Source organism: Bradyrhizobium sp. ISRA442 (assembly GCF_038085055.1).
GTDB lineage: Bacteria > Pseudomonadota > Alphaproteobacteria > Rhizobiales > Xanthobacteraceae > Bradyrhizobium.
Genome location: NZ_JALGCN010000051.1, coordinates 1 through 4,279, shown reverse-complemented (window position 1 = coordinate 4,279; position 4,279 = coordinate 1). Strand labels below are relative to the sequence as shown.

Sequence of the window (4,279 nt, the reverse complement as noted above, 5' to 3'; positions counted from 1 at the left end):
CTCGACCGCAGTCCCCACGCCTTGGTCTGGGGCTTGGAGCTCTTGCAGGACAAGCGTGACCAGATACTTCGAGGCATGGCGACCGAGATCGGCACGACCTCGTCGAGTCTGCAGCGCATCATGAAGCGGGATCAGCTTCCGGATGCGCTCGGCGTGACCAAGATCTTGATGTGGCTCACCGAACCGAATCCGAAAGCCGGCAACAAGGCCCGCAAACGCGCGCGGTAACCTCTGTAGCCACTTGCCACCCAATGCCGTCCGGCATCACCAGCCAGTAGGAACGGAGGTTCGAGCGGGGATCGGAGTTGTCGCTGCTCGAGAAGTAGATGTGACCACGCTGCAGGGAGTATCGGCCCCTTCCCTGCTCAGCTATCACCCATCCTCGGCTGTGCGGCATCGGAAGAGGCTTGTCTTCTTCGTACAGCAGCACCGGCGACTTCTGTGCGTCGTTATCCTCGTCGGCGTAAGGCTCGAATTGAGCCGGGACTGGGGCTGAATAAACGAAGCCTTCTGCGTAGATGCGACTGGGGAGCGGAAGCTTGTAGGCGTTTGCGCACGGCGGGGGCGGGGGCGGAACGTAGCTTCGCTCGCTCCATGCTACGAGGGGAATGTTGAAAAGCGCAACGCACAGCGCGGCAAAGATTACCCGACTAGTTCGCTCTGCGTTCAATCCGGCGGTGTTTCCCTGATCTTCCGCCTCGCAATCGCTCGCTAGCGATAGCAAATATTCCCTTGCGCCGAGAGGAGCAGCCGAGCGCCATTTCCTGCATAGCCAGCTTAGCCAAGTTGAGCCCATAAAAGAACCATAGGGCTAACAACTTCTAATTGCGATATGCAATTGGTCGCATGGGTAGTCAATTTTGTTGTTTATTGCCGGAACCGAAGGCAGATCCGCAGAGCAGGTGACAATTCGCAGCGATGTTACCTGACCCCAGCATCGCTACAGTGCAGGGCTTTGAAGTCGTTTGCAAGGCGATCGCGGAACCAACACTAGAATTCTCGAATCGCGCGGACCACTTCCTCTTGTTGAGCTCGACTGATCTCTGCGAACATAGGCAGCGACAGGATGCTGGTCTGGTCGGCGCAGGCGTGTGGGAACTGCTCGACCGTGTGCTCAAAACGGCGGTAGGCCGGTAAAAATGGCAATGCCGTCGGATAGTTGATCGAGGTCTGGATTCCCTTCGCGTTCAGACACTTTGCAAGCGCGTCGCGCCTGGCATGCTTAATCGTGTAGAGGTGATAGACATGGTCCCGCCCGGGCAAGACCTGCGGCACCTGCACGTCGTTGACCTGCTTCAGTGCTGCATCATAGAAAGCGGCTGCGCTCTGACGCGCTTTGGTCCACCCCGCCAGATGCGGGAGCTTGGCCGATAAAATCGCGGCCTGCATGCCATCGAGCCGGCTGTTGATACCCTCGATATGGTGCTGGTGCTTCACTAGCCCGCCGTGTCTGGCCAGCATAGTCACCCACTCGGCGAGGGCCTCGTCGTTCGTGACAACGGCGCCGCCATCGCCCATCCCGCCGAGGTTCTTACCAGGATAGAATGAGTAAGTTGCGGCCACACCGAAAGTTCCGACCATCTGGCCTTTGTAACGTGCCAGATGTGCCTGCGCGCAATCCTCGATTACCCACAAGCTGTGCTTGCTCGCGATCGCCATGATCGCGTCCATGTCCGCTGGCTGTCCGTAGAGGTGCACTGGGATGATGCCAACAGTACGCGGCGTGATCGCCTCTTCGATCGCCGCGGGGTCGATGGTGAAGGTCACGCCGTCGGTATCGCAGAATCTGACCGTTGCACCCGCATGGGTAATCATCGCCGAAGTCGAGATCCAGGAATGCGCGGTCGTAATAACCTCGTCGCCCGGCTTCAACTTCAGTGCAGCCATCGCAAGGTACAGCGCGTCGGTACCGTTCGCGCACGACACACAATGTCTGACCGAAACGGCTTTGGCGAATTCGCGCTCGAAATCGTCGACATAGGCCCCGCGGATGAAGGCATTGTCGCCAATCACGCCAGCGATCGCCGCGTCGATCTCGTTCTTGATGGTCTGATACTGGAGTTGAAGATCCGCGAAAGGGACGGCCATGTGCACCTCTATTTCCGCGGAGTCAGCCGCCGCGCCGGATTGCCGGCATAGGTGCCGGCAATCGTGATATCCTTGGTGACTACCGCTCCCGCTCCGATCACGACATCGTCGGCAATCGTGACTGGCAAGATGGTCGCGCTAGAGCCGATCGAGACCCGATTGCCGATCCGGGTCTCGCGCCACAGTTCCTTGCGACCCCGCGCGGGCCCTCCGGTCGCGAAAGTGTCATTGATGAACATCACCCCGTGACCGATGAAGCAGTCCTCGCCGATGGCGACGAGTTCGCAGACGAAAGTATGTGATTGCACGCGCGTGCGAGCGCCGATGACGACCCCCTTCTGGATCTCGGTGAAGGGACCGATGAAGCAACCATCTCCGATCCTACAGCCATAAAGATTGCAGGGCTCGACGACCCTCACGCCGGCGCCGAATGCGACCTCGCGGATGGCTGCCTGACACAGTTCGGGTCTGGTCACGAGGCGACACCAAGGCGGCTGCGACGTGGCACGAAACGGAGTGTAACCTCCTGCCCGGTCTCGATAGACTCGTAGAGCGCCGAGATCAGTTCCAGACTCTTGCGGCCTTCAAGCCCATCGACCAGCGCGGCGCGGCGATCAGCGAGACAGTCGACAACGTGCTGGTAGTAAGCCTGATGGCCGAAGCCGTAGACGTTCGGCGGGTTGACCGAGAACTTCTCGATAACCTCCTTGTCGGACGGAAGCTCGTCGACGAAGCGCCAATGCCGGATCTGGTTCATGGCAAAGCCGCCTACCTCCACCGTTCCTTTTTCGCCGAGGATCGATAGGGAGCCTTCGAGATCGACCGGACGCACCGCGGTGGTCGCTTCGATAATCCCGAGCGCGCCACTGCGAAATTTCAGTGTCGCAACAGCGGTGTCCTCGGTCTCGATTCTCACCAGCGCCGTGGTGCTGCGGGCATGAACACTGACGACGTCGCCAAAAAACCATTCCAGCATGTCGATGTGATGGCTCGCCTGATTGGTTATCACGCCGCCGTCCTGGGCCCAGGTGCCGCGCCAAGCGTCCTGATCATAATAGGCCTGGTCCCGGCACCAGCGCACGCGGACCGTGCCGAGCACCAGCTTGCCGAACCGGCCGGCATCGAGCGCCTCGCGCGCCTTGACGATCGGGACGTTGAAACGGTTCTGCTTAACGACGAAGAGCTTGACGCCCGCCTCGTCGCAGGCACGTATCATACCGTCGGCGTCCTGCAAACGCAGCGCCATCGGCTTCTCGACGATCACATGCTTTCCCGCACGCGCACAAGCAACCGCATGCTGGGGGTGCAGCCCGCTCGGGGTCAGCACCGCAACCGCGTCAATGTCTTTGCGCGCGAGCATCGAATCGATGTCGTAGTGAGCGTCGACCCTGAATTTGACCGCGATCGTATCTGCCCGCGCCCGCTCGGAATCGCAGACCGCGACGAGAGTCGCCCCCGCGATATGGTTGCCGCCCAAAAGATCTGAATGGCGCTTGGCGATACGCCCGCATCCAAGCAGGCCAAATCTGATCATGGGACCTCGGTTTCGGTGGGCGCCCGGAACAGCGGCTCCGAGCGCGTCGGCCAGCATGAGCTATATTAACAAAAGGCCGAGCGAATCAAGGCTGAGATGAATACGCTACCTACATTCGCCCGCAGCAAAAAGACTATCTGACCACCTGCGCCGCGCACGAGGGGGAATCAACTTGCCGCAGACCCCTAGTACGAGGGATGGCCGCTTCCCCACCCACTTGCAAGCTTACCGCGCCCCAAGAGACGCAACTCTTGAACCTATCATCGTTCATCTACCTGTGCGGGGAGGGTTAACAAATACGCCTTATAGGCCCGCTTCAAGCCATCCTCCAGCGAGGTCGTCGCATGCCAGCCGAGCGCCGCGAGACGGCTGATGTCGAGCAGCTTCTGCGGCGTGCCGTCGGGACGCGAGGGATCGAACGTGATCTCGCCGCGATAGCCGATGACATCGGCGACCAGGCGGGCGAAGTCGGCGATGGTGATGTCCTTGCCGGTGCCGATGTTGATCAGCTCCGCCCCGGAATAAGTCTTCATCAGATGCACGCAGGCATCCGCCATGTCGTCGGCATGGAGGAACTCGCGCCGCGGCATGCCGGTGCCCCAGACCGTGACGCATCTGGCGCCGGCGACCTTGGCCTCGTGAAAGCGCCGGATCAGC

General features: G+C 60.5%; 5 protein-coding genes. 1 reads left to right on the top strand and 4 read right to left on the bottom strand.

Annotated elements, in window-relative coordinates; genetic code table 11:
* Positions 1-228 (top strand): hypothetical protein (locus MTR72_RS40080; protein ID WP_341512335.1); only part of this gene is annotated, 228 nt, incomplete at its 5' end.
* 762 nt (positions 229-990) lie between these two features.
* On the opposite strand, the gene MTR72_RS40075 is transcribed toward MTR72_RS40080, so the two are convergent.
* From MTR72_RS40075 to MTR72_RS40060, 4 genes are all read right to left on the bottom strand, one after another.
* The gene (locus MTR72_RS40075; protein ID WP_341512334.1) at positions 991-2,088 is read right to left on the bottom strand and encodes a DegT/DnrJ/EryC1/StrS family aminotransferase; all 1,098 of its coding nucleotides are present in this window, start codon (positions 2,086-2,088) and stop codon (positions 991-993) included.
* An 8-nt stretch (positions 2,089-2,096) separates the two neighbouring features.
* Entirely contained in the window at positions 2,097-2,564 is a 468-nt protein-coding gene (locus MTR72_RS40070; RefSeq protein ID WP_341512333.1) for an acyltransferase, read from the bottom strand.
* Entirely contained in the window at positions 2,561-3,622 is a 1,062-nt protein-coding gene (locus tag MTR72_RS40065; RefSeq protein ID WP_341512332.1) for a Gfo/Idh/MocA family protein, read from the bottom strand. Before MTR72_RS40065 ends, MTR72_RS40070 begins: the two co-directional genes overlap by 4 nt.
* Before the next feature lie 260 nt (positions 3,623-3,882).
* On the bottom strand, positions 3,883-4,279 hold a 397-nt coding region (locus MTR72_RS40060), incomplete at its 5' end, for an NAD-dependent epimerase/dehydratase family protein (RefSeq protein WP_341512331.1).

Excerpts from the sequence above, each read along its gene's own strand:
- MTR72_RS40075 (WP_341512334.1), bottom strand. The coding sequence starts at position 2,088 with ATGGCCGTCCCTTTCGCGGATCTTCAACTCCAGTATCAGACCATCAAG.
- MTR72_RS40065 (WP_341512332.1), bottom strand. The coding sequence starts at position 3,622 with ATGATCAGATTTGGCCTGCTTGGATGCGGGCGTATCGCCAAGCGCCAT.